This is a genomic window from Sinomicrobium soli (assembly GCF_003285545.1).
Classification (GTDB): Bacteria; Bacteroidota; Bacteroidia; order Flavobacteriales; family Flavobacteriaceae; genus Sinomicrobium.
In genome coordinates this window covers 124,036-146,159 of record NZ_QLNV01000009.1, presented here as the reverse complement: position 1 = coordinate 146,159, position 22,124 = coordinate 124,036, and the positions used below count along the sequence as shown (strand labels likewise).

Here is a 22,124-nt window from a genome sequence, read left to right as displayed (position 1 = left end):
ACAGATAACATATATCCGTGCAGGTATCCGCCTTCGCACCGGTATTAATATAAATCATATTTTATGAAACTGACATATCCATTGTTAGTACTTATTGCCATTTGGGGATTCCCGCAACACACCATATCGCAAAACTGCGAGGCCGTATTCGAAGGGAAGGTTACAGACTTTCACGACGGCCACCCGTTGGAGAATGCCCTGATCAGGCTATACCATACCGACAAGGCCGCTGTCAGCGACATAGACGGCAATTTCAGCATATCAGGCATATGCCCGGGGTCTTATGAGGTAGAAATTTCCCATGAGTCGTGCACTCCCCGTTTCATGACACTGGAAATTACCGGGATCACCACCCGGCGCATCACCCTGGAGCACCACCTGGAAGAACTCAGGGAAGTCGTTGTAGAAGGCACGCGCGACCATCCGGTTACCGCTTCGGCCACCGAACAGATACTCCACACGGAGACCATCGATAAATTCAGCGCCGCATCCGTAGGCGATGCCCTTAAGGAAATAAGTGGTGTATCCTCCCTCAATACCGGGAGTGCCATAGTAAAACCTGTAATACAGGGGCTGCACAGCAGCCGTATCATTACCATGAACAACGGTGTAAGGCTACAGGACCAGGAATGGGGTATGGAACACGCTCCCAACCTCGACCTGAACGCCGCCGGAAGCCTCACCGTGGTAAAAGGAGCAGCCGCCCTGCAGTACGGGGGAGATGCCATAGGGGGCGTTATCATAGCAGAACCGTCAAAGATCCCGGTCAAGGATACCCTCTACGGAAAAACCATACTTTCAGGGGCTACCAACGGTCGTGGCGGGGCACTTATTTCCTCCCTTACCAAAAGCTATGAAACCGGATGGCACTGGCAGGCACAGGGTACATTAAAACGCTTCGGGGACTTCAAGGCCCCCGGTTATTCCCTCACCAATACAGGATATTCCCAACAGGCCTTTTCTGCCGGTTTCGGCCTGAACAAATTCACTCACGGATTTGAAGCCTACTACAGCTTTTACCGCAATGAAATCGGAATACTGCGTTCATCCCATATCGGGAGCCAGCGCGATCTCCTGCAGGCCATAAACAACCGGGAACCTCTGGTGGTCGAGGATTTTTCGTATGACATCAACGCACCGAAACAACAGGTAACACACCACCTGGCAAAGATCAACTTTTTCAAGAGGTTCGAACAGCTGGGCAAATGGAACCTCCAATACGATTTCCAGCAGAACAACCGGCAGGAGTACGACCTCAGGAGAGGAGAACGGAAAGGCACCCCCTCCATGGACATGAAACTCACCACCCACACCCTTACTTCCGGTTTCCTGTTCGACGCCCGTGGCGGAAGAACAATAAACACCGGCATCCTGCTGCGGTACCAGCACAATGTCCCGGACCCGGAAACCGGGGTACGCCGCCTTATCCCGGATTATGACCGCTATGATGCCGGACTGTATGCCTCGATAAAACAGGCCATAAACGAATCCCTGGTCGTCGACGCGGGAATACGCTACGACTTCAACCGGATGGATGCCGAAAAATTCTATAAAAAGGACCGCTGGGAAGATCAGGGCTACGATGAGGATTTCGGCGACATTATCACCGAAGATTACGGAGACCAGTGGCTTACCAACCCCACCCTGGATTTTCACAGCATCTCCGCCACCGCAGGGCTGGAGTACCAGCTGGGCAGCAGCACCCTGCGCCTTAATTACGCCCTGGCCAACCGCCCCCCCAATCCCGCCGAACTGTTCAGTGACGGACTGCATCATTCTGCAGCGGCCATAGAACTCGGGGACCTGCGTATAGACCAGGAAACCTCTCACAAGATCTCCGCGTCCTATGCCCTCAAAACCCGAAAGCTCTCCCTGAGCATCGCTCCCTATCTCAATATGATCGGCGACTACATCCTGCTCGAACCCTCCGGAAGCGAACTCAACATAAGGGGGGCCTTTCCGGTATGGAGGTACAGGCAGGTAGATGCCCTTTTTGCAGGGGCGGATCTCGATCTCAATTACGATATTTCGGAACACTGGTCCTTTAATCACAAATTCGCCTACGTACATGCCAGGGACCGGAGCAGGAACCGGGCTCTGATCGCTATCCCCCCTGCCAATACCACCAATAAAATAACCTACCTGAAACCGGAGTGGCATCAGCTCACACTCAGCCTGAGGAGCGATTATTTTTTCAGGCAGAACGAGTTTCCGGACAATAATTTTACCATATCTGTCATAGAAGACGGGGAATACGTAGATCGCACAGCCGACATCAGCACCCCGCCCGACGCCTATCATTTACTCGGCTTCGACGCTTCGGCCACTTTTCCCCTGCGGAAAAGGTCGGAACTCACCGTAGGAGTGACGGTCAACAATATACTGGACACCAAATACCGTGATTACCTGAACCGGCTGCGGTTTTTCTCAGATGATCTCGGTCGCAATATGCAGTTGAGTATAAAAATGAATTATTAATTACACAAACTGTTTAACACTATGAAAACATTAAAAACAGCAATGTTATCCCTGGTTGTGGTCCTTGCCATGAGTGCCTGTTCCAACGATGACGACAGCCCGAAACCTGTAAACGAAGAAGAGCTGATCACCAGGGTGACCATTACGCTCGAAGCAGAGGGAGAAGAGGATGTGATCCTGGAATATTCCGATGAGGGCGGGCTCGGCCACGACCACGACCATGAAGGGGAGGGAACCCATGACGAAGACGATCACGATCACGAAGGTGTGGAAGGCGAGGCCTCAGGCCCGCTGAAACCCGGTGTTACTTATACGGGGACCATCGCTCTATGGAACGAATCGGTATCCCCGAGGGAAGACGTTACCGATGAGATCAGGGAAGAGGCCGATGAACACCAGTTCTTCTTTACCCCGGTAGGGCTCGACATCGAACCGGGCTATGCCGATGCGGAATCGGATTATATCACCGGCGGGTCTGACAATCCGGTGGGGCTGAAATTTACGCTTACCACGGGAGCCACAGGACACGGAGAACTCAATGTGATCCTGAAACATCAGCCCAAAAAGCCGAACACGGGACTGGAGGATGCAGGTGGCGAAACCGATATGGAAGTCAATTTCCATCTCCATATCGAAGAATAGGGCAGAGAACACAACCCGTATCAGATGCATTAAAAGGCTGTCCAGTATCCGTACAGGACAGCCTTTTATTATGGAAATACCCTGTAAGCACAGAAGAAAAACAGGAAAAAGGCATACAAAATCTTCTTACCATCCCGCTTTTTTCATATTTTTCAATGATTTTTGTACGGAGTTCGCCTGAACTTCGTCAAACACTTAAACAACACATCTGCCTTATGAAAAAAACAGCCATACTTGCACTGGTCACACCACTGTTGTGGTATTCGTGCGGAAAAAAGGAAGATCATATGAAAATCAATTACCCGGAAACCAAAAAAACGGACACCACCGATGTGTATTTCGGAGCGGAAGTCAGGGACCCCTATCGCTGGCTCGAAGATGACAGGTCGGCAGAAACGGCGGCATGGGTAGCCGAAGAAAACAAGGTAACACAGAAATACCTGGAACAGATCCCTTTCAGAAAACAGCTCAAGGAGCGCTTACAGGAATTGTGGAATTACGAAAGGCTCTCTTCCCCTTTCCGCGAAGGAGATTACACCTACTACTCCAAAAACGACGGCTTGCAGGACCAATCGGTGATCTACCGCAAAAACGATGAGGGATCGGAAGAGATGTTCCTCGACCCCAATACCTTTTCCAAAGACGGAACGGTATCTCTCGGGGGGCTCTCGTTCACCAAAGACGGCAAGCTGCTGGCCTATTCCATTTCGGAAGGGGGAAGCGACTGGCGTAAGGTTATCGTCATGGATGCGCAGACACGGGAGATTCTCGAAGATACCCTGACCGACATCAAATTCAGCGGTATGGCATGGAAAGGCAACGAAGGCTTTTTCTACTCCAGTTACGACAAACCCGAAGGCAGTGAACTTTCGGCAAAAACAGATCAGCACAAACTGTATTTCCACAAACTGGGTACTTCCCAGAAAGAAGACGAGGTCATCTTCGGGGATACTCCCGGACAAAAACACAGATATGTCTTTGCCGGGCTTACCGAAGACGAGCGCTATCTTACGATATCAGCATCGAATTCTACCTCCGGAAACAAGCTTTTTGTCAAGGACCTCGGCACCCCCGGTTCGGAGATCATTACCATCCTCGACCATACCGACAGCGACACCGGCATCCTCGACAGCCGCGGAGATACCCTTTACCTGGTCACAAACCTCGATGCGCCCAACCAGAAAGTGGTGACCGCAACCATCGCATCTCCCGGACCGGAACACTGGGCCGACCTTATCCCGGAAACGGAAAACGTACTGAACGTATCTACCGGGGGCGGCTATCTCTTTGCCAAATATATGGTAGACGCCATATCGAAAGTCTACCAGTACGATTATAAGGGACAACAGGTCCGCGAAATAGCATTGCCCGGGGTAGGGACATCAGGCGGATTTTTCGGGAAAGAGGACCAGGAAGTACTGTATTATTCATTTACCAATTACAACACTCCCGGCAGGATCTATTCCTACGAGGTCAATGACGGCGTTTCCGATCTCTACTGGAAGCCGGAAATAAACTTCAGCCCCGACAACTATATGTCCGAACAGGTGTTCTACAACTCCAAGGACGGCACGCGCATTCCCATGATCATCACCTATAAAAAAGGGACGGAACTCAACGGGAAAAACCCTACCATCCTGTATGGTTACGGCGGATTTAACATCAGCCTGCAGCCTTCTTTCAGTACCGTAAATGCCATTTGGCTGGAACAGGGGGGCATTTATGCAGTGCCCAACCTGAGGGGAGGCGGGGAATACGGCAAGAAATGGCATGACGCGGGAACCAAAATGCAGAAACAGAATGTGTTCGATGATTTTATTGCCGCCGCAGAATACCTTATCGACAATCAGTATACCTCTTCGCAATACCTGGCCATTAAGGGCGGCTCAAACGGGGGGCTTCTCGTAGGCGCCACCATGACACAGCGTCCCGACCTGATGAAAGTGGCATTGCCCGCAGTAGGGGTACTGGATATGCTCCGGTATCACAAATTCACGGCCGGTGCGGGATGGGCCTATGATTACGGCACCTCCGAAGACAATGAGGAAATGTTCAGGTACCTCCTGGGGTACTCTCCCCTTCACAACATCGCGAATGACACCGTTTACCCGTCTACCCTGATCACCACTGCCGATCACGATGACCGCGTGGTTCCCGCACACAGTTTTAAGTTTGCGGCTACCCTTCAGGAAAAACATTCGGGAGAAAACCCCGTACTGATCAGGATAGAAACAGATGCGGGTCACGGGGCGGGCACCCCGATAAGCAAAACCATCGAGCAGACTGCCGATGTTTTCGGGTTTACACTCTATGAAATGGGATACAGGACATTACCTGTACAGGCAGGAAACCAATCTGCAGAAAAATAACCCGGCAGCATATAAAACCCCTCCGGGGTCCCGTGAGGATTCCGGAAGGGTTTATCTTATACGTACTCCTGTAGCAGACCTATAAGGGTATTGGCATCGAGCTCTCCGCTCTGGCGCCAGACCATCTCTCCTTTTTTGTATATCATCATCGTAGGCAATCCCTTTACACGAAGTGCATTGGCCAGTTCCTGGTTCTTATCGACATCTATCTTTATCACCCTGGCCTTATCTCCCATAGCCGCTGCCACATCCCGCAATACGGGGTGCATGGCCGTAGAAGCCTCGTTCCAGTCGGTATAAAAATCCAGCAGAACAGGGATGTTGTTATCTATTAATTCACCGAATTTTGACATTTCTACAAGGAATTAGTATTACAAATGTAGTATTTTCTGTGAATTATGCGGTTTTGGCCGACTTTTTTAGTTCTATCACGGTAATTTCGGGCCACATTCCCACCCGTCCGGGATAACCGAGAAATCCCAGTCCGCGGTTCACATTGATATATTGCCCCATTTCCCTGTAAATACCTGCCCAGTATTTATAACGCCACTTTATGGGGCTCCACTTGACCACTCCGGGAATTTCCACCCCGAATTGCATGCCGTGGGTATGCCCGCTGAGGGTCAGGTGATAATGGTACGGATGATTGATAACCTGCTGTTCCCAATGGGAAGGGTCGTGGCTCATCAGTATCTTGAAGGTATCGGGGGTCATTCCCTGTATCGCCTTATCCAGGTCGCCCGCTTTCTTAAAGCCCCCGGCTCCCCAGTTTTCCACCCCGATAAGTGCTATACGCTGCCCGTCCTTTTCCAGGTAACGGTGTTCGTTGAGCAACAGCTCAAATCCCATCTGGCGCTGCAGCTCTTTTAATTTATCCAGGTTGGCCTCTTTGTCCGCTTCACTGCCCCATCGCGCATAATCGCCGTAATCGTGGTTCCCCAGTACGGAATACATACCGTCCGGCGCCCCGAGCCTGGAGAAAGTCTCCATCCAGGGCAGCAGTTCATCGGCCTTGTCATTGACCATATCCCCGGTAAAGAGCAGCAGGTCCGACTCCTGTTGGTTTATAAGGTCTACGGCATAGGATACCTTTTCATGGTCGTCAAAGCTTCCGCTGTGAATATCGGACAACTGGGTAATGCGATAACCGTCGAAAGCATCGGGAAGATCGTCAAATTCCAATACGTATTTCAACACCCTGAAGTCGTATTTACCTTTTACCATACCGTATAACAATCCGCTAAAAGGAATGGCTGCCAGTCCCATCCCCAGCAAACTGACAAACCTCCGCCGTGAAGGCAGGGATATCTCCGCGCTTTTGCCGCTCCATTTACCTGCCAGCGCAGTAAGCATCCTGACCATATCCTCCCCGAACAGGAAGATCACGGTGACCAGCTGAAACAAGATCACCATCAGCAAAAAGCTCGCCGCATATCCGCGGGCACCCCGGAAGCCTCTGGTTTCTCCCGGAAAGGCAAAGTGATATAAAAAATTACCCAATACGACCAGTAACACCAGGATATAGGCATACAGGACATACGGAGACCTCGTCAATGTCCTCACCGCCTGGAAGGCGTAAAAACTGACAATGATATATATGAATACGAACAATATCCAGTTCCACATGGCTAAACCGTTATATTTTAACGGGATAAAAGTAATGCATTACCACAAGTGCGGCTGTTATGATTATGTTAAAGAAAATCAGGGGGCTCCGCCTGTGAAAAAATCAACGGTCCCGGTCGTCTCCTGAAAGTGCGCGCAGCACCTCAGCAATTTTACCCGGATCGGAAGCAGGGATCACAGCTTCATCGAGAAACCTCGGGCTATTCATCTCCAGCCCGGGTTTTCCGGCGGGAGAGGGATATAATGTCGTCGCCGAAAAATGCACTTCGGGAAACCCGGCTTCGGCAAAACGCCTGATATTGTGCACTCCTATTCCTCCGCCCGGCATCAGCCGGGGCCTGTTCCCACATAAGCTGCGCAGCCGTGTCAGCAACGGCAAACCCGCTTCTGCATCCGGTTGCTGTCCCGAAGTGAGCACCCTGTCCGCCCCGGCCTCTTCCAAAAGCTTCAGGGTTTCCAGCGGATCTTTCACCAGGTCGAACGCCCTGTGAAACGTAAATTCCATAGGGTGTGACAGCTCCACAAGAGCCCTGGTACGTGCTGCGTCTAATATATTTGCAGGAGTAAGAACCCCCGATACTATACCCGCGCATCCAATCTCTTTACAGTATGCAATGTCCTCCTTCATGATGGCAAATTCATCATCGTCATAACAGAAATCGCCGCTGCGGGGGCGTATTAGCACAAATACCGGGATGCGGAGTGTTTCCAGGGCCTTCCCGATAAGACCATGCGAGGGGGTGACCCCTCCCACACCCAGCTCCGAGCACAGTTCAATACGGTCTGCCCCTGCCTGTTCCGCATTACGGGCGGAACGGAGTGAATTGGCACATATTTCTACAAGCATAATGCAAAAGCTGGTAACAAAACTATTCCTTCACAGCTACAGCCTACTCCTCTTTTCTGACCTCTTCGGGTTTATAACCGTGGTTTACCCCCATGGCTTCCAGGTTTTTGATCACCGGCTCCAGCCGGTATAAAAAGTTGTCATAATCCTTGTTCGCTTTGGAAGTCCACCCCACTTCGGCCATGGCTATGGCCCTGGGATATACCATATATTCCACCTTCTCCGGGGTCTTCATATACTCCGTCCACACATTTGCCTGGGGGCCCAATACATAGTTCCCTTCCTCCGGGGTCAGTTCCTCCGGTATGGGTTCAAAACTGTAAACCTTGGACAGGGGCAGATACCCCCCTATGGCAAGAATATCCTTGTCCTCCTTATCCGACTCGTATTGATAATAATCCAGGTAACAGTGCGACGTAGGGGTCATGATCACATCGTGATGCTGCCTGGCCGCTTCTATGGCCCCTTCGGTTCCCCTCCACGACATTACCGTAGCATTGGGGGCCAGCCCTCCTTCCAGGATCTCATCCCAGCCGATAATCTGCTTCCCCTTGCTGTTCAGATATTTCTCGATGCGGTGAATAAAATAACTCTGCAACTCATGCTCATCGGTCAGTCCTTCACTTCTTATCAATGCCTGGCACACTTCACATTGCTCCCAGTTGTCTTTGGGCGCTTCATCGCCCCCTATATGAATATACTCACCGGGAAAGAGTTCCGTAACCTCATCGAGCACTCCTTCCAGGAAGGTGAATGTCTCTTCCTTAGTACAGTATATATTCTTGTGAATTCCCCAGATGCCCTGTACCTGGTATGGCCCTCCCGTACACCCCAGTTCCGGGTAAGACGCCAGTGCAGCCTCGGCATGCCCCGGCATTTCGATTTCCGGAATTACCGTAATAAACCTGTCCTGCGCATATTTTACAATCTCTTTTACCTCTTCCTGGGTATAGAACCCGCCATATCTCGTAGTGTCCCAGCGCCTCGGTTCGTCCCTGTAATGGCCTATCACCGTACTGTCCCTGTATGCCCCGACTTTCGTAAGTTCCGGGTATTTCTTTATCTCTATGCGCCATCCCTGGTCTTCGGTAAGGTGCCAGTGAAAGGTATTGATCTTGAACATGGCCATCAGGTCGATATACTTCTTGATAAATTCCACGGGAAAAAAATGCCTCCCCACATCGAGCATCTGCCCGCGGTACCCGAAACGGGGTTCATCAAATACTTCCACCACAGGTATGCCCATTTCGTCCTCCCCTGTTACCATATCCCCGGAAGGTACAGGCATGAGCTGCCTTAAACTCTGTACGGCATAAAACGCTCCCCTGGGCGACGAAGCGGAGATCTCAATGTTTTTCGGGGTCACTTTCAGCGCATAGGCCTCTTCATTCTCCAGGCTTTCATCCTGCCTGAAAATAATCGTATAGGTATCTTCATCCTCCGTGCGCTGCATTTCCGTATTGACCCTGCCCCCGATATATTCCGACAAAAAATCTGCTACCGGGGCAAAAGCATCGGGGTATAAAATTTTTGTATCCTCATCGATCACAAAAGCCCCTTCCCCGAATTCCAGGCTCACAGGCTGAGGGATAATTCCTGTCCGGTTTATATTTTCGGGGGTTCTCTTACATGCCGAATAGAGAAGGATCAAGGTCGTTAATATACAAAACCTGGTCATTGGTCGAAGAATGCTCATACTGACGCTTTTTTAGGATTAAAATGCTTTAAATCAAATATATAAAAAATAAAAAGAAGTGATCAGATTACGGGTTAATTTGTAACCAGCTACCTACTTCCCCTTTTTCTCCTTCTCCTTTTTCTCCTTCTCCTGGGCATCCACTACAGCCACAGCGGTCATATTGACCATTTCCTCCACACTGGCACCGAGCTGGAGAATATGCACCGGTTTGCGCATGCCTAACAGTATGGGACCGATGGATTCTGCCTTGTTGAGCTCCTTCATCAGCTTATAGGTGATGTTTGCGGCATCCAGGTTAGGAAATATGAGTGTATTTACCTTTTTACCCGCCAGTTTGGAAAAGGGGAACTTATCCTGTAACATATCGCGGTTGAGCGCAAAATCGGACTGTAATTCACCGTCGACTATGATATCGGGATGGTATTTGTGAAGATAGCTTACCGCTTCTCTTACCTTGGCGGCCTCCGGGAAATCCGAAGAACCGAAATTTCCGTACGACAGCATGGCGATTACCGGTTCGAAACCGAACATTTTTACCGTATAGGCGGTCATCTGGACGATCTTGGCCAGCTCGCGGCTTGTCGGGTTGATATTGATGGAAGTATCGGCGAGGAACATGGGCCCCCTTTCGGTGATCATCAGGTTCATGGCCGCCACCTTGCCCGTACCCTTGGTCTTACCTATAAGTTCGAGCATGGGCTTTACCACCGCGGGATAACTTCTGGAATATCCCGTGATCAGGGCATCGGCATCTCCCTCATTGACCATCATGGCGGCAAAGTAATTGCGTTCGCGCATTTTCTGTTCGGCTTCGTAAAGTGTGAGCCCTTTCCGCTGTCTTCCGTCCCAGTAACGCCTGGCATAACGTTTTTTCATATCGTTATGCTCGTCCGTCTTGGGGTCCAGAATGGGTATATCGGCCTCGAATTCGATCTCTTTTTTCAGCTCGCGGATAATATCTTCCCTGCCAAGCAGTACGGGATGCCCTATTCCTTCTTCATGAACGATCTGCGCAGCTTTAAGCACATCGATCTGGTCGGCTTCGGCAAACACCACCCGTTTGGGGTCGGTCTTGGCCCGGTTGTGAAGCAGCCGTACCACCTTGTTGTCATTACCGAGCCGGTGCAGCAGTTCCTCCTCATACTTGTCCCAGTCGTCTATGGAAGCCGTTGCCACCCCACTGTCCATGGCGGCACGGGCTACTGCCGGGGGCACACAGGAAATAAGCCTGGGGTCGAAGGGTTTGGGAATAATGTACTCCCGTCCGAAGTTCAGCTTGGTCTCCCCATAGGCTATATTCACCTGCTCCGGGACGGTTTGTTTGGCCAGGTCTGCAAGAGCCTTTACAGCGGCCATTTTCATTTCTTCGTTGATCTTGGTAGCCCTTACATCAAGAGCCCCCCTGAAAATAAAGGGAAAACCGAGCACATTGTTGACCTGGTTGGGGTGGTCGGAGCGTCCCGTGGCCATGATAATGTCTTTCCGGGTAGATACGGCAAGGTTGTAATCGATCTCGGGATCGGGGTTTGCCATGGCAAACACAATGGGGTTTTCTGCCATAGACAGCAGCATTTCCGGAGATACGATATCAGCGATGGACAAACCGATAAAAACATCCGCCCCTTCCATCGCCTCTTCCAGGGTATCTATTTTCCGCTCTGTAGCAAATTCCAGCTTTTCCTTCGACAGCCCTTCCCTGTCCCTGCGGATCACGCCCTTGCTGTCCAGCATGGCAATATTTTCGCCCCGGGCGCCAAAAGCTTTATACAGGCGGGTACACGACACTGCTGCCGCTCCTGCCCCGCTCACCACGATCTTCACCTCCCCGATCTTCTTTCCGGCTATTTCCAGGGCATTGAGCAATGCCGCAGCGGAAATAATGGCTGTTCCGTGCTGGTCGTCGTGCATGACCGGGATATCGAGCTCTTCCTTGAGCCTGCGCTCTATCTCAAAAGCTTCAGGGGCTTTGATATCCTCCAGGTTGATCCCTCCGAAAGTGGGGGCAATGGTTTTTACGGTCTCGATAAAGGTCTCCACATTTTTGGTGTCCAGTTCGATATCGAACACGTCGATATCGGCAAATATCTTGAAGAGCAGTCCTTTTCCCTCCATCACCGGTTTTCCGGCTTCGGGGCCTATATCTCCAAGTCCGAGTACGGCGGTACCGTTTGAAATTACGGCTACGAGGTTTCCTTTGGAAGTATATTTATAGACATTGCTCACATCCTTTGCGATCTCCAGGCAGGGCTCAGCCACTCCGGGGGAATAGGCCAGGGCCAGGTCTCTCTGGGTAGCGTACTTTTTGGTGGGCACGATCTTGATCTTTCCCGGCTGCGGTTTGGCATGATATACCAGGGCCTCTCTTCTGAGCTTGCTGTTCTTTTTTGTCATAATGCAAAATTTATAGAATCTACAAATTTACGAGGAATAATTCAGCAGTGATATAAGAAAACCGTCTAAGTTTTATCCCCCCGCGTGGTTTTATGTTTTTATAGCCTTTCCTTCTCCCGGTCAGGATACCTGTGCCCTGATCTCTTCCTCATCGGTAAGTCCGTTAGAGAGATTGATGGCCGTTTCTATAAGGGCGAGATGGGAATAGGCCTGGGGAAAATTCCCGAGCAGCCTCTTGGTCTTAAAATCGATATCCTCACTGAAGAGCCCCAGATGATTGCTGTAGGAGAGCAGCTTGTCGAACATGCGGATGGCTTTCTTCTGTTCTCCTATCTTGTAGAGGCTGTTGATAAACCAGAACGTACATATGGTAAAGGAAGAAGAAGGCAGTCCGAAATCGTCCCTGTTCTTATAGCGGTAGAGCAATCCGTCATTACACAGTTCCCGTTCTATGCCTTTAACGGTCATCACGTATTTCGGATCGGAAGCCCGGATAAACCCGTAGGGTTCCATCAGCAATACCGCTGCGTCCAGGTCTTCGCTGTCGTACGCCTGGGTAAAGGCCTGCACTTTCTCATTCCATGCCTTGTCCATGATATCCTGCCTGATCTCCCGTTCCAGGCTCATCCATTTTTTTACGTGGTTGTTCTTGCCCAGTATATGGGCCACCTTAATGGCGCGGTCTATGGCTACCCAGCACAGCACCTTAGAAAAGGTAAAGTGCCGCTCCTCGGTGCGGAACTCCCAGATCCCCTTATCGGGTTCGGCCCAGTGTTCTCCCACCACCCACACTACGCCCTTGGTAATGGTCCACAGTTCTTCACAATTGTCCAGCGCCGTTTCGAACTTGACGATCTGCTGGTGGATCACGTCCATCAGGATACCGTAAATATCGTTCTGCCGCTGTTCATATGCCGCATTTCCGACCCGTACCGGGCGGGAGCCTTCATAACCTTCGAGGTGATCCAGGGTCTTCTCTTCAAGCATTTTTTCCTTATTGATCCCGTACATGATCTGCAGTTTCTCATCCTTGTCGGGAATAAGGTCTATAATAAACCGGAGATAGCGCCGGGCCACACTAAAATGCCCCAGGGCCGAAACCACCTTGATCACCATCGACGCATCCCTGATCCAGCAAAACCGGTAATCCCAGTTCCTCACCTCCCCTATCGTTTCGGGAAGCGAGGTGGTTATGGCAGCGAGAACGGCACCGGTACGGTCGTAGCTCAGCAATTTAAGGGTAAGCGCACTGCGCATGATCTGCTCCTGGTATTTGCGGAAAGCCGGGGTCCGGTCTGCCCAGTTCAGCCAGTATACCTTGGTGCGTTCCAGGTCCAGGTAAGCACGTTCGGTGGTCTGCCGGTATATCTTCTCGTTATAGCTCAAAAGAAAGAATTCATCCTTTTCGAGCCGGACGAGCTCCCCGTCAAGTATTTTTTTCTTGTCCAGGCTGCTGTACAGGTACAGCGAATCGTATTTCCCGTTCTCCGTGACACTCACAATATAATCGGGCTTTATCTTGGTAGAAGTGTTTCCCACGGCATACTCCAGCTTCGGATTGTATTTCACGCGGATTTCCGGGGTGCCGGACACGTGCCTTATATAACGGACAATGTCGGAGGGCACGTAATACGACCCGTTTTCCGTCTTGTACCTCGGCATAAAATCACAAACCTCAAAAATATGGTCGCCCTGCATAAAACGGGTAACCAGAATATTGGTGTTCGGGATATACCGCTGGCTGGTCTGGCAATCGTCAGCCACCAGAAATTCAAAATTCCCCCCCTGGTTCCTGTCCAGCAGCCTGGCAAACACCGAGGAAGAATCGAATTCCGGCAGGCAACACCAGTCCAGCGATCCGGTTTTAGAGATCAGAGCCGCGCTTTTACAATTTCCAATAATACCGTAATCGAGATTATCCATGAAGTCTTACAAAATTTAACGGCCCGGTCCGGGAAACATACTGTGATTTTAAAAGTTCCTGAAGCCGTAGCCGTAACGTTATTTATACCTTTTCTCTCCCTAAAATTCGAATAAAATCCTTAAATTAACGAAAAAATAAGGGCTAAATCCGGCTTTTTGGAAAAAAATAAAAAAACAGGGGGACGAATTACCGAATGACAAAATTGCCGCTTGAAAAATGTAAAAGAAAACAATCCGAAAAAATAAGACCACATGAACAAGACCATCATCGTCTCCAACAGACTGCCGCTGCAAATAGATATCAGTAATGACAAGCTCCGTATTACCCCGAGTGTGGGCGGACTGGCCACCGGGATGAAATCGGTTCACGAAGAGGGAAAGACGCTCTGGATAGGCTGGTCCGGATTAAAGGAAGAGGATCTGGACGACACCCTTACCCGAAAAGTGGACCAGGCCGTAGCACAGGAACACTGTGCAGCGGTTTCCCTGACCGGGAAAGATCTCGACAACTTTTACTACGGGTTCAGCAACCGCACGCTCTGGCCCCTGTTCCACTATTTTATGGAGTATACCTATTTCGAAAACATCCAGTGGGAATCCTACAAGCGGGTAAACCGGAAGTTTGCAGACATGGTATTGAAGCACACTGACGACGGAGACACCATATGGATCCACGACTACCAGTTGCTGCTGCTTCCCGAACTCATCAAGAGGGAACGGCCGAATGCCTCCATAGGCTTCTTTCTGCATATTCCCTTTCCCTCCTACGAGGTGTTCCGTACCATGCCCTGGAGGGAGGAACTGCTGCGTGGCATGCTGGGTGCCGATCTGCTGGGTTTTCACACTTATGACTACGAACGGCATTTTCTGAGTTCGGTACGTCGTATTCTGCGGCTGGACACCCATTTCAACGAAATATCTTATGAAGGGCGTACCATTCGCGTAGACTCTTTCCCGATGGGCATCGATTACCGGAAATTTCACAATGCAGCCATTGCCCACGGCCGGCAGAACGAAGCGCAGAAGTCGGATCTGCAGAAAAGACTGGACACCCACCTGCTGTCTACCCCCGGGGCCAAAATGATCCTTTCCATAGACCGCCTCGACTACACCAAGGGAATACCGAACCGCCTGAGAGCCTTTGAGTATTTCCTGGAAAAATACCCGCAATTCCGGGAAAAGGTGCGTTTTGTGCTTCTTGCCGTACCCTCACGGTCCAATGTCCCCCAGTACCAGCTTCTGAAAAAGGAAACTGATGAACTCGTAGGCCGTATCAACGGAAGATTCTCCTCGGTAAGCTGGACACCTATCTGGTATTTTTACCGTTCCATGCCTTTCGAGAACCTTATCGACCTTTATACCTCCTGCGATGTCGCCCTGATCACCCCCATACGCGACGGAATGAATCTCGTTGCCAAGGAATACATCGCAACCAGGGTAGACCAAAGCGGAATACTCGTCCTGAGTGAAATGGCCGGGGCAGCCAAGGAGATGAACGAAGCACTGCTCATCAACCCCAACAACTTCGAGCAGATCGCAGATACCCTTAAAAGGGCCCTGGAAATGCCCGTGGAAGAACAGGCAGAAAGAAATGCCTTCCTCCAGCAGCGCCTGGAACGCTACAGCGTAGACAAATGGGCCGGAGAGTTCCTGAAAGCCCTCAGGGCTACCAGAAAACTGCACCACGTCATGGTTTCCAGAAAACTGAACGCAGAGATCCGGGAACAGGTGCTCCTCGATTACTACAAATCAAAAAACAGGCTGCTTTTGCTGGATTACGACGGCACACTGGTCAACTTTACCAACAAGCCGAAGGAAGCACGGCCTGACGAAGCACTTTACGACCTGCTGGACAGGCTGCACCAGACTCCCGGCACAGACCTGGTGATCATCAGCGGCAGGGACAAGGAAACCCTGGGCGAATGGTTCGGAGACAGGGGGTACACCCTGATTGCGGAACACGGGGCCTGGAAAAAGGAGGGGACAGAAGACTGGACCCCGCTGGAAACCCTGAGAACAGACTGGATGCAAAACCTCAAACCCGTACTCGATACTTTTGTAGACCGCACTCCGGGAACATTTCTGGAGGAAAAAAACTTTTCGCTGGCCTGGCATTTCCGCAAAGCCGACCCGGAGCTGGGGCAAATGCGCGCCACAGAACTGAAGACCGTACTTACCAGCCTCATATCCAACTACGAATTGAGCGTCCTGGAAGGCAACAAGGTCATTGAGATCAAAAGCAGTAATGTAAACAAGGGAAGAGCGTCGTCAAGGATGCTTACCGAAAAAAATTACGACTTCATATTTGCCATGGGCGACGACTGGACAGACGAATACATGTTCGAACAGCTTCCGGATGAAGCGGTTACCGTAAAGGTGGGCATAAAAAAATCCGGGGCACGCTATTTTGTACACGACACGGAAAAGGTTCGTGAACTGCTGGAACATTTTCTGCAGGCCGGTTCCGAAGATGCAGGTATTGGGAATACATTATTTTTCTCATCAAAAAACTGACCTCTGTGTAATTTCATCGGCGAAATTTAACATTTTATGATTTTTATACCGTATTTTTAAAGTAACTAAGCTTTTTAAATCTCCAAAAAAGTACTTCCTTTGTACGATGGCTCTATCCCATGCCGACATTGTATTGAAGAAAGCTGCCCTAACGAGATATTTATGAGTCAAGTTACCTTAAAAGATATTGCTTCGATACTTGGAGTTTCAGTGACCACCGTGTCCAAGGCACTCAAGGATTATCCTGATATCAGCAATGACACCAAACACGCGGTGAAACTGCTTGCCGACAAGCTGAACTACAAGCCCAACATTCATGCGGTAACCCTGAGGAGCAACCAGTCCAGGACTATCGGAGCCATTCTTCCCAAGGTAGACCACCAGTTTTTTGCAGAGACCATAACAGGGATTATCTCGGAAGCCAATATACATGGTTACCAGGTCATCGTACTGTTTTCTGACGAATCCGTAGCCACCGAAGAGAGGCAGGTAGACCTTTTACTGGAAAAAAGGGTAGATGGCATCCTGATGTCCCTGGCCAATGAAACCAACCGTTTCGGGCACCTTCACAAGGTGGTAAAGAACCAGGTACCCCTGGTACTGTTTGACAAGATAACCAGGCAGGTCAATTGTTCCAAGGTCATTATAGACGACGAAAAAGCGGCTTACAAGGCCGTAAACCATATGATAAAGACCGGGTGCCGCAACATTGGCATCCTGTCGGGGCCGGAATTTCCCAGCAACTACAACTCCCGCCTCAGGGGATATATAAGGGCTCTTGAAGAACACGGGATGGCTTACGACGACAGCAGGGTATTTTCCTGTGGTCATCTCAGCATAGAGGAAGGCCGGGAAAATGCCGAAACCCTGTTGAAAAACCACCCGGACACCGACGGTATATTCTGTATTACCGACCATATAGCGCTGGGAACCATCTCTTATCTCAACGATGCCGGTATCCCTGTCCCCGGGCAGGTCTCCGTAATGGGGTTCAGCAACTGGATGATAACGCCCTACATAAAACCGCATCTTTCCACGGTAGACCAGCCCAGCACACAGATGGGCAAAGAATCGGCCTCGCTCCTCATCAACGAAATCGAAAGAAAACACAAAAAGCAACCTGTGGAATTCTACGAGATCAAGTTACAGACACACCTGGTGCTGCGGGAAACTACCAGATCGTAGGAATTTTGAATTGTAAATGCGGAGGGTGTTGGCATCCCGGATCAGTCTTTTTTGAGAAATTCGATATTCCGTTTCAACCCTTCGAATTTAGTCCGCTTTACGGCGGATTTCCGGAAGATGTCCCGGAAAATGTCTTCGGTAATGTCTTCCCAGTCTGCCCTGCTCATCTCCAGAAGATCGGGATGCGGGTCAAAAAGGGGTTCGCTGTGAGGCTTTGAGAAACGGTTCCACGGGCAAACATCCTGGCATACGTCGCAACCGAACATCCAGTCGTCAAACTTACCTTCGAACTCCGCAGGGAGATTGCCCTTGAGTTCTATGGTAAAATAGGAGATACACTTGCTCCCGTCTACCACCATCGGCGCCGTGATGGCCTGTGTAGGGCAGGCATCCAAACAGGCCGTACAGCTCCCGCAGTGATCCGTGGTTACGGGGTGGTCGTATTCCAGTTCGAGGTCTATGATGAGTTCGGCTATAAAAAAGAAGGACCCCACCTTTTTGGTAATGAGGTTACTGTTCTTTCCTATCCATCCCAATCCTGCCCTGGTGGCCCACGCCCTGTCCAGTACGGGAGCGGAATCTACAAATGCCCGGCCGCCTACTTCCCCGACCTCTTCCCGTATAAATTCCAGCAGGTGTTTAAGCTTCTCCTTAATGACAAAATGATAATCCTTTCCGTAGGCATATTTGGAGATCCTCGGGCTATCGGGATCTTTCTGGACATTCTCCGGAAAATAGTTCAGCGTGAGGGATATGACACTCCGGGCCCCTTCTACCAGCAGTCGCGGGTCGAGCCGCTTGTCGAAATAATGCTCCATATAGGCCATGTCGCCGTGCATCTGCTGCCGGAGCCATCCTTCCAGTCGCGGGGCCTCTTCTTCCAGAAACTCTGCCCTGGATATACCACAGGACATAAAACCCAGGCGAAGGGCTTCTTCCTTAATGAGTTGTGTGTATTTCTCCGTTTTGCTCCTGATCATGATTTCCGGCTTCAAACTACCGGGTTAAAACAGCCCTCCCTGGAATCCGCTTTGTGTTCTTCCAAGGTGTTTATACGCCGCTTCCGTAACCTCGCGGCCCCTCGGTGTCCTGACAATAAACCCCTGCTGGATCAGGAAAGGTTCGTAGACCTCTTCTATGGTCTCGGCACTTTCGGAGACTGCCGTGGCCAGGGTGGTGATTCCCACGGGGCCTCCCTTGAACTTGTCGATGATGGTAGCCAGTATCTTGTTGTCCATCTCATCCAGTCCGTGCGTATCTACATGGAGTGCATTGAGCCCGAACCGGGCGATCCCGGTATCGATACGACCATTTCCCTTGATCTGGGCAAAATCGCGTATTCTGCGCAGCAATGCATTGGCTATACGCGGCGTACCCCGGCTACGGCCGGCAATTTCAATAGCCGCCTCCGCGGTTATAGGTGTTTTCAGGATATCGGCGCTGCGTTCCACAATAGTAGACAGGAGTTCGGTAGTATAGTATTGCAGCCTGCTGGAAATACCGAAACGCGCCCTCATGGGTGAAGTGAGCAACCCGGAACGGGTCGTGGCCCCGATCAGGGTAAAGGGATTCAGGTTGATCTGGACCGTCCGGGCATTGGGCCCGCTTTCGATCATGATATCGATCTTGTAGTCTTCCATGGCCGAATACAGGTATTCTTCCACCACCGGGCTCAGGCGGTGTATCTCATCGATAAAGAGCACATCCCTTTCCTCCAGGTTGGTAAGCAGTCCTGCCAGGTCACCGGGTTTGTCCAGGACCGGCCCCGAGGTAATCTTGATGCCCACCCCCAACTCATTGGCCAGTATGTGGGCCAGTGTGGTCTTCCCCAGACCGGGAGGGCCGTGAAAAAGGGTATGATCCAGGGCATCGCCCCGGAGGTTTGCAGCCTTTACGAATACCTGAAGGTTTTCCAATACCTGTGCCTGCCCCGTAAAATCGTCGAAAGAGAGTGGCCGGAGCGTCTTTTCGATATCCATTTCTTCCGAGGACAGATGTTCGCCTGTAGGATCTAAATACTCATTCATACAGGACAAAGATATGTAATAAAAATCGTAACTTTCCACTATCATTACACAACGATCACCTGCAGTACTATGAACACTGAAAAATACACTTCCGGTATTACCAAATACATTCCGTTCCTGTACGTCGTATGGGCCGATGACCTGCTGACCGCTTCGGAAATTGCCGTATTCAGAAAAGCCGTGCAGAACGACATGCTTGCGGAAGAGGAAAAGCGAAAGATCAATTCGTGGCTGCGTCCCGGCACCCCTCCTTCCGACACTACGATCACATCGTGGAAACAACTCATAGGCCAATCGGGAATAAAACTCGTGGAGCGTGAAACCTATCCGCTTACTTCCTTCAGCATGAAACTGTCGCATACCAGGGACAGTGAAGAGGAAATATCCGATGAAAACCTCAAATTCATCGAAATAAACCTCGGTATCCAGCCCAATCACTACCGCCATCTGTTTGAAGTGGAAACCCGGAAATCGTCCGGGGCCGATTTTTACGATGCGCGAAAGATAGACACCCTGCTCAAGGGGGAGCACACCCCCCATATCGATGCATTCCGGGAATTCCTTTCCGATCCTCTCTTCCGATGGGAGATCTCCAGGGACAAAGACAGCTTCCGGCCGCGGGTACTGGAGCAGGTAAAACGGCTCGCAGCTGCCGGGTACGGCGCCATGGCCTATGACAGGGAATACGGGGGAATCGGGAACATGCCTGCCTACGCGGGTATTTTTGAAAACCTGATGTTTGCCGACGGCAGCCTGACCATAAAATTCGGAGTACAGTTCGGCCTTTTCGGTGGCAGTATCCAGAACCTCGGTACGAAAAAGCATCATGACCGCTGGTTGAAATCTACGGGAGAAGCGAAGACATTAGGGTGTTTTGCCATGACCGAAACCCGGCATGGCTCCAATGTAAGGGGCATAAAGACCACCGCAACATATATCGCGGATACCGATAGCATTGTGATCGACACCCCCGGCGAAAACGACAACAAGGAATATATAGGCAATGCCCTGCATTCGGAGATGGCCACCGTATTTGCACAGCTTATCGTGAACGGGACCAACGAAGGGGTTCACGCAATAGTGGTCCGGATACGGGACGACAAGGGCCAGCTGATGCCGGGGGTGCACATCGAAGACAACGGGTACAAACTGGGGCTGAACGGGGTGGATAACGGTAAAATATGGTTCAGAAATGTGAGTGTTCCCCGGGAAAACCTGCTTAACCGCTTCGGGGACATAGACCAGAACGGAACGTATACTTCCGCCATAGATAGTCCGAACAAACGCTTTTTCACCATGCTCGGCACTTTGGTAGGCGGAAGGATATGTGTCGCCAAAGGTGCTGTGGGAGGAGCCAAAATGGCCCTGGCCATTGCCGCAAAATACGCATTACACCGCCGGCAGTTCAACAGCGGGGGAAAAATCCAGGAAGACCTCATTATGGACTATCCCTCACACCAGCTGCGTCTTATAGTCCCTGTCGCGCAGAGCTATGTATACCACATTACCCTGGAGCAGATGATACGCGACTACGCTTCTTCATCGGAGGCGTCGAGAAGAAAGACGGAAACCCAGGTAGCCGCATTAAAGGCGCTGATCACCGATTTTGCCAACAAGACCATCCAGGAATGCCGGGAAGCATGCGGGGGCAAGGGATACCTGCTGGAAAACCGCATCGCCGACCTGAAAAACGATGTGGATATCTTTACCACTTTCGAGGGCGACAATACCGTGCTGCTCCAGCTTGCCGCCAAAGGCGTACTGACGGATTTCACCTCCGAATTCAACAGCGACAGCTACGGAGACCTGCTCAAGCTGGTAGGAAAACAGCTCAGCGACCGCCTGACCACTTTCAATCCACTGTTTACCAATAATACGGACAAAGAACATCTCTTTGATCCGGACTTTCACCTGGAGGCTTTCCGGTACCGTGTAAGACGGCTTACCTTCAGTGCCGCCTCGCGGATAAGGCGCTATGTGAAAAAAGGAGTTCCGCCACAACAGGTTTCCCTGAACATTCAGACCCACCTTATAACCCTGGGAAAAGCCTATGGCGTCATGCTCTCCTATGAGATCTTTTCGGGATTCGTAAACCGTATCGAAGACGAGAAGATGCAGTTCCTCTTCCGCAAACTCGGCACCTTGTATGCCCTGCACCACATACATGCCGATGCCTCCTGGTACCTGGAACACGGGTATATCAGCGGCAACAAATCCAAGGCGATCAGGCAACGGGTAGAACGGCTATGTACAGAACTGAGACCTCATGTCGCCTCACTAATTGACGGCTATGGTATACCGGAACACTGTATGACGGCGCCCATAAGCGGGAAATAAGCCCCTGTACGCCGGGATGTTTACTGTGGATATTACGGACAAATGCGCTGCAAATGGTTCTCTGCCAAAAAAGAAACCCATCAGTA

General features: G+C 50.8%; 14 protein-coding genes. 6 read left to right on the top strand and 8 right to left on the bottom strand.

The window, feature by feature from the left end; genetic code table 11:
* The first annotated feature begins 63 nt into the window (after positions 1-63).
* The 3 genes from DN748_RS13220 (at position 64) to DN748_RS13210 (ending at position 5,489) form a co-directional block, all read left to right on the top strand.
* A complete protein-coding gene (locus tag DN748_RS13220; protein ID WP_112372300.1) occupies positions 64-2,478 on the top strand; it encodes a TonB-dependent receptor in 2,415 nt (804 codons plus the stop codon).
* Between the two features lie 21 nt (positions 2,479-2,499).
* Complete coding sequence (locus DN748_RS13215; protein WP_146746612.1) at positions 2,500-3,120, top strand: type 1 periplasmic binding fold superfamily protein; 621 nt, start codon at positions 2,500-2,502, stop codon at positions 3,118-3,120.
* 215 nt (positions 3,121-3,335) lie between these two features.
* A complete protein-coding gene (locus tag DN748_RS13210) occupies positions 3,336-5,489 on the top strand; it encodes a prolyl oligopeptidase family serine peptidase (RefSeq protein ID WP_112372298.1) in 2,154 nt (717 codons plus the stop codon).
* A 56-nt stretch (positions 5,490-5,545) separates the two neighbouring features.
* Here DN748_RS13210 and DN748_RS13205 read toward each other — a convergent pair whose 3' ends face one another.
* The 6 genes from DN748_RS13205 to DN748_RS13180 form a co-directional block, all read right to left on the bottom strand.
* A complete protein-coding gene (locus tag DN748_RS13205; RefSeq protein ID WP_112372297.1) occupies positions 5,546-5,842 on the bottom strand; it encodes a thioredoxin family protein in 297 nt (98 codons plus the stop codon).
* A 43-nt stretch (positions 5,843-5,885) separates the two neighbouring features.
* Entirely contained in the window at positions 5,886-7,115 is a 1,230-nt protein-coding gene (locus DN748_RS13200; RefSeq protein ID WP_112372296.1) for a metallophosphoesterase, read from the bottom strand.
* A gap of 103 nt (positions 7,116-7,218) precedes the next feature.
* Positions 7,219-7,962: a copper homeostasis protein CutC gene (locus DN748_RS13195; protein ID WP_112372295.1), complete on the bottom strand. Its 744-nt coding sequence runs from the start codon at positions 7,960-7,962 to the stop codon at positions 7,219-7,221.
* Positions 7,963-8,005: 43 nt separating this feature from the next.
* Positions 8,006-9,658 carry a beta-N-acetylhexosaminidase gene (locus tag DN748_RS13190; RefSeq protein WP_236636864.1) on the bottom strand — a complete coding sequence of 551 codons (1,653 nt, stop codon included), beginning with the start codon at positions 9,656-9,658 and terminating at the stop codon, positions 8,006-8,008.
* A gap of 93 nt (positions 9,659-9,751) precedes the next feature.
* A complete protein-coding gene (locus tag DN748_RS13185) occupies positions 9,752-12,052 on the bottom strand; it encodes an NADP-dependent malic enzyme (protein ID WP_112372293.1) in 2,301 nt (766 codons plus the stop codon).
* Positions 12,053-12,172: 120 nt separating this feature from the next.
* Positions 12,173-13,975, bottom strand: a complete 1,803-nt coding sequence (locus tag DN748_RS13180) for a glycoside hydrolase family 15 protein (protein ID WP_112372292.1) — start codon at positions 13,973-13,975, stop codon at positions 12,173-12,175.
* 252 nt (positions 13,976-14,227) lie between these two features.
* On the opposite strand from DN748_RS13180, the gene DN748_RS13175 reads away from it, so the two are divergent.
* Both DN748_RS13175 and DN748_RS13170 read left to right on the top strand, forming a co-directional pair.
* Positions 14,228-16,489: a bifunctional alpha,alpha-trehalose-phosphate synthase (UDP-forming)/trehalose-phosphatase gene (locus DN748_RS13175; protein ID WP_112372291.1), complete on the top strand. Its 2,262-nt coding sequence runs from the start codon at positions 14,228-14,230 to the stop codon at positions 16,487-16,489.
* 162 nt (positions 16,490-16,651) lie between these two features.
* Positions 16,652-17,674, top strand: a complete 1,023-nt coding sequence (locus tag DN748_RS13170; protein WP_112372290.1) for a LacI family DNA-binding transcriptional regulator — start codon at positions 16,652-16,654, stop codon at positions 17,672-17,674.
* Positions 17,675-17,715: 41 nt separating this feature from the next.
* Here DN748_RS13170 and queG read toward each other — a convergent pair whose 3' ends face one another.
* The gene (gene queG, locus DN748_RS13165; RefSeq protein ID WP_112372326.1) at positions 17,716-18,654 is read right to left on the bottom strand and encodes a tRNA epoxyqueuosine(34) reductase QueG; all 939 of its coding nucleotides are present in this window, start codon (positions 18,652-18,654) and stop codon (positions 17,716-17,718) included.
* A gap of 24 nt (positions 18,655-18,678) precedes the next feature.
* Positions 18,679-19,701, bottom strand: coding sequence for a Holliday junction branch migration DNA helicase RuvB (ruvB, locus tag DN748_RS13160; RefSeq protein WP_112372289.1), 1,023 nt, complete (start codon positions 19,699-19,701; stop codon positions 18,679-18,681).
* Positions 19,702-19,770: 69 nt separating this feature from the next.
* Between ruvB and DN748_RS13155 the strand changes: the two genes are divergently transcribed.
* The gene (locus DN748_RS13155) at positions 19,771-22,038 is read left to right on the top strand and encodes an acyl-CoA dehydrogenase family protein (protein ID WP_112372288.1); all 2,268 of its coding nucleotides are present in this window, start codon (positions 19,771-19,773) and stop codon (positions 22,036-22,038) included.
* The last annotated feature ends 86 nt before the right edge of the window (positions 22,039-22,124 follow it).